7 protein-coding genes are annotated in these 3,414 nt (G+C 39.3%); 6 read left to right on the plus strand and 1 reads right to left on the minus strand.

What is annotated here, in order from left to right:
* Positions 1–379 precede the first annotated feature (379 nt).
* Positions 380–952 (minus strand): TetR/AcrR family transcriptional regulator, encoded by a 573-nt coding sequence (locus RH88_RS03650; RefSeq protein ID WP_005593526.1) that lies wholly within the window; start codon positions 950–952, stop codon positions 380–382.
* A gap of 148 nt (positions 953–1,100) precedes the next feature.
* Here RH88_RS03650 and RH88_RS03655 point away from each other — a divergent pair, with 148 nt between their 5' ends.
* The 6 genes from RH88_RS03655 to RH88_RS03680 all read left to right on the plus strand — a co-directional run.
* On the plus strand, positions 1,101–1,460 hold the full coding sequence (locus RH88_RS03655; RefSeq protein ID WP_005593527.1) for a DUF3316 domain-containing protein: 360 nt from the start codon (positions 1,101–1,103) through the stop codon (positions 1,458–1,460).
* A gap of 271 nt (positions 1,461–1,731) precedes the next feature.
* Positions 1,732–2,361: a site-specific integrase gene (locus RH88_RS03660; protein ID WP_005593528.1), complete on the plus strand. Its 630-nt coding sequence runs from the start codon at positions 1,732–1,734 to the stop codon at positions 2,359–2,361.
* Between the two features lie 67 nt (positions 2,362–2,428).
* Complete coding sequence (locus RH88_RS03665; protein WP_005593529.1) at positions 2,429–2,620, plus strand: hypothetical protein; 192 nt, start codon at positions 2,429–2,431, stop codon at positions 2,618–2,620.
* Positions 2,621–2,675: 55 nt separating this feature from the next.
* On the plus strand, positions 2,676–2,936 hold the full coding sequence (locus RH88_RS03670) for a DUF4160 domain-containing protein (protein ID WP_005593530.1): 261 nt from the start codon (positions 2,676–2,678) through the stop codon (positions 2,934–2,936).
* The gene (locus RH88_RS03675) at positions 2,891–3,202 is read left to right on the plus strand and encodes a DUF2442 domain-containing protein (protein WP_081467359.1); all 312 of its coding nucleotides are present in this window, start codon (positions 2,891–2,893) and stop codon (positions 3,200–3,202) included. The genes RH88_RS03670 and RH88_RS03675 overlap by 46 nt, the downstream gene beginning before the upstream one ends.
* Positions 3,203–3,215: 13 nt before the next feature.
* Positions 3,216–3,414 (plus strand): DUF2442 domain-containing protein (locus RH88_RS03680; RefSeq protein ID WP_005593532.1); only part of this gene is annotated, 199 nt, incomplete at its 3' end.

A 3,414-nucleotide genomic window follows, 5' to 3' on the forward strand; every position in this document is an offset into this window, starting at 1 on the left:
AATGGAAAGAAGACTAAGTCCTAGTCTGGTTTGAAATATCTTATCCAAATTTATGTACTCCAGTTAATAAGCGCATCTAAAAGACCGCTCTTGAATCCAATAAATTTCATATATCTATGACAAACCAGCCCATCTCGGCTTTCGACTAATCTGAAAAAAAAGACTCAGCTTAGCTCAAGCATTACGGCGAGCGGCAGTGTTATTTAGTGAGACAGTTTTTTGCTTTTTCCTCGTGGTATCGAGAGTTGGTAAACTTTCTGCTCAAAATTACCACGCTCACTCTAAAAGCTTACCACTCCTATATCGAGTATCTGTTCAGGCGACGACTACACAACATATTGCAGTAAGATTTTGCTATAGCAGCTAGATGTGTAGCTTTCTATCGCTGACTATGAAGTGAATACGTGTCAAAAATGACCTTTTTATAAAGACTCTTAGCGTTATCGATTAAACCGTCATCCTTATTTATTTGTAAAGATGCAAGCAATCCGTTGTAAATCATTTCTGCCATTATCGATTTTTCCGTAGCATTTGAGATGTTGTTATTTGACAGCAGAGATGAGAGCAATTGCTGTGTTTTTTTCTTAAAGTCATGGCAGGCATTGGCAATCTCATCGTCTTGGTTGCAGTATTCAGTATAAGCAAGTTGGAATAAGCAGCCGTTAAAGTTTGGCATGATTTTTTTCTTTAGCATGTCAAATCGCAAGTCTATTTTTTCTTCGAGCGATAGGTTGTCATCCTCATATAAGCTCTTAAGGTAAGCTAAAGCCTTGTCTTTGTAGGCCTCTAAAGAGCGGGCAAATAGTTGCTCTTTGGAATCGAAGTATTTATAAATGGTCGCTTTGGATACACCCGACTCTTTCGCTATCGCATCAACACTAAGGAAGTGAAACCCTGCTTCAGAGCAAGATTGCATAACCTTATCTATTAAAATTAACTCTTTATCTTTCATAATATGTTTCTTATTTTTTAGCTATTACTAATATAATATCAAACTAAACTGTTTAGTTCAAAAGATGTTGACAAGGTTATTTTTCCTGTTAGATTAAACTAAACCGTTTAGTTTAATTAAGTCAGACAGACGCCATCTAGGAGTTATTATGAAAAAAGTCATTGCTATATTACTAACCACCGCCGCTTTGTTTTCAGTTATTCCAGCACAAGCAGGTCAAATCAACAGTAAAGTAACGTCGAGCAACATTACAGGGTCAGAGTTTATGACAGAAGACGCGGCATTTTCTTCTGGAGCTATGTTGAAAAATGAAATCGATGCTCTAAACAGTGTGCAACTCAGTAAAGAGTTGAATCACTCAGCCGCTTACTTTTCAGTTAACCCTAATTCGTTCAAGATTTTAAAGTCTGAAGTGAATGTAAAGAAAAAGATAAATAACATGGGTGACTTTGTTTATGTGCCTATGGTGAATGTAAATTATGAATATAAGTATATCGAACGTAGTTAATCGTTATTGAATAATAGCCGCATCTAATACATCCCCCTAGTAAGGGGGTGTAGATGCAAAGAGTGAGCACTTTCTTGCTCAAACTCGTCACGCTCACCTTAAAAGTTTACCACCTCATATTTAGTGTTTGTTCTCCTGCCGCAGCAATACTGCATATTATGCCTAACCCGTTTTCCCCCAAAGCTAATAACTCCAATATCTAGATCACTGATTTCTCAATATGTCACTGTTAACGTGTATGTATATTCATTCTAAAGAAGGATTTGCACACATGGCACTGCCAACGCTCATCGAGGACAAAGACAAAACGTGGATCTTTAAAGTCATAACCCAAACACCAGAGCCAGAACTTAACGCTTGCCTTATCGGGTTCTTTTTGGGTAGCGGAATGACGACACTAGAGATTTGTCGCATCCAGGTTCGAGACATTGTTAAGAGGAACGGCCAGTTAACGAAATGCTTTGCAGTCAAAGGCGATGTGAAGCGAGATTTCTACCTTTCTAATATAAAACTACAGAATCTAATCAAGGGCTACATAGATAAGCGCCCAAAAGATGGTGATCACCCTGATTACTATCATGGTTTTTCACCTGATGAATCATTTTTTAAACGAAGTAATGGCGACCATTTTAAAATCAAGCGTAGAACCACAGAGAAAGGTCATTTCTCTTATCATTGCAACGCGTTAAACAATCATATTAAACGTCTGTTAGCTGATTCTGGCATTGAACAACCGAGCATATTGAGTGGTAGGCGGACATTTGCAGTTAGGCTTAAACGTTGCGGTGTCGATTTACCAACAATTCACAAGATGCTTGGGAACAAGAGCCTTGAAACAACATTGAGGCTAATTGAGACAGACACCGTAAGCATGTTAGCTATCGCGGAGATGGCGTTTTAGCAAAAATATTTGCTTTTTACATTTTAATGCAAAATAATTTGGCTAATTGTTTTTCTGAGAGGTCAGTATGTCTGCAAGTAACCGAGCAAAAGAGCTTGGAGTAAAGCGTATGAGTGAAGTGGTTGAGTTCTATGGTAATACAGCTCAGACCATGCGCAATGTGTACTCCCGAAATCCTAAAGCGTTTGATGCAATGGTGATCGGATATATCCAGGTTGCTGAGAAAGAAAAGCAAAATAATTTGGCTTTTATGTTGTGAAATGCAAAATAGTTTGGCATAATTAGTATCAATCTAAGGCTGAAGAGGAAATATAATGCCTTGTATATCAGAGTTCTACGGTATCTTAATTTACATTTACTGGAACGACCATCAACCGCCACACTTCCACGCGAAATACGGTGAGTTTGAAATATTAGTGAACATCAACACGCTTGAAGTCATCGAGGGTAAGTTTCCAAAACGTGCAAGAGCAATGGTTTTGGAGTGGGCATCCGAGCATAGAGCGGAATTAATCGAGGATTGGGACTTATGCAGAGCCAAACAACATCCAAACAAGATAGCACCGTTGGCGTAATACCAACGCCTATCAAATGGCGTGTTAAGGCAGTAGAGGTGGTAAACCACCTATCATTACTGGTCACGTTCAATGATGGTACTCAGGGCAAGGTGACAATTGCCCCTCAATGGTTAACGGGTGTTTTTGCTGAATTGCAGCAATATGGCACGTTTAAAACTGTGTTTGTTGAGCATGGTGCAGTGACTTGGGAGAACGGCTTAGATCTTGACCCAAAGAGCATGTACGACGCTATTACGGCTCACGGTTCCTACAAGATTCAGTAAGGAAGCTCGAAGCATGGGAGAAAACACTTCACTTAAGGTCTTAGGGATTAGTCCATTTGGTCTTTGGCTATTAGCTGAGAATGAAGGGCATTTCCTCAGTTTTGAAGAATTTCCGTGGTTTAAAAATGCGCCAGTGAAAGCCGTTTTCAACGTCGAAAAGCAAGGCCGTAGCGGTTTTTGCTGGCCTGATTTGGATGTTGATTTGACGCTAG

It is taken from the genome of Vibrio scophthalmi LMG 19158 (genome assembly GCF_000222585.1).
Classification (GTDB): domain Bacteria; phylum Pseudomonadota; class Gammaproteobacteria; order Enterobacterales; family Vibrionaceae; genus Vibrio; species Vibrio scophthalmi.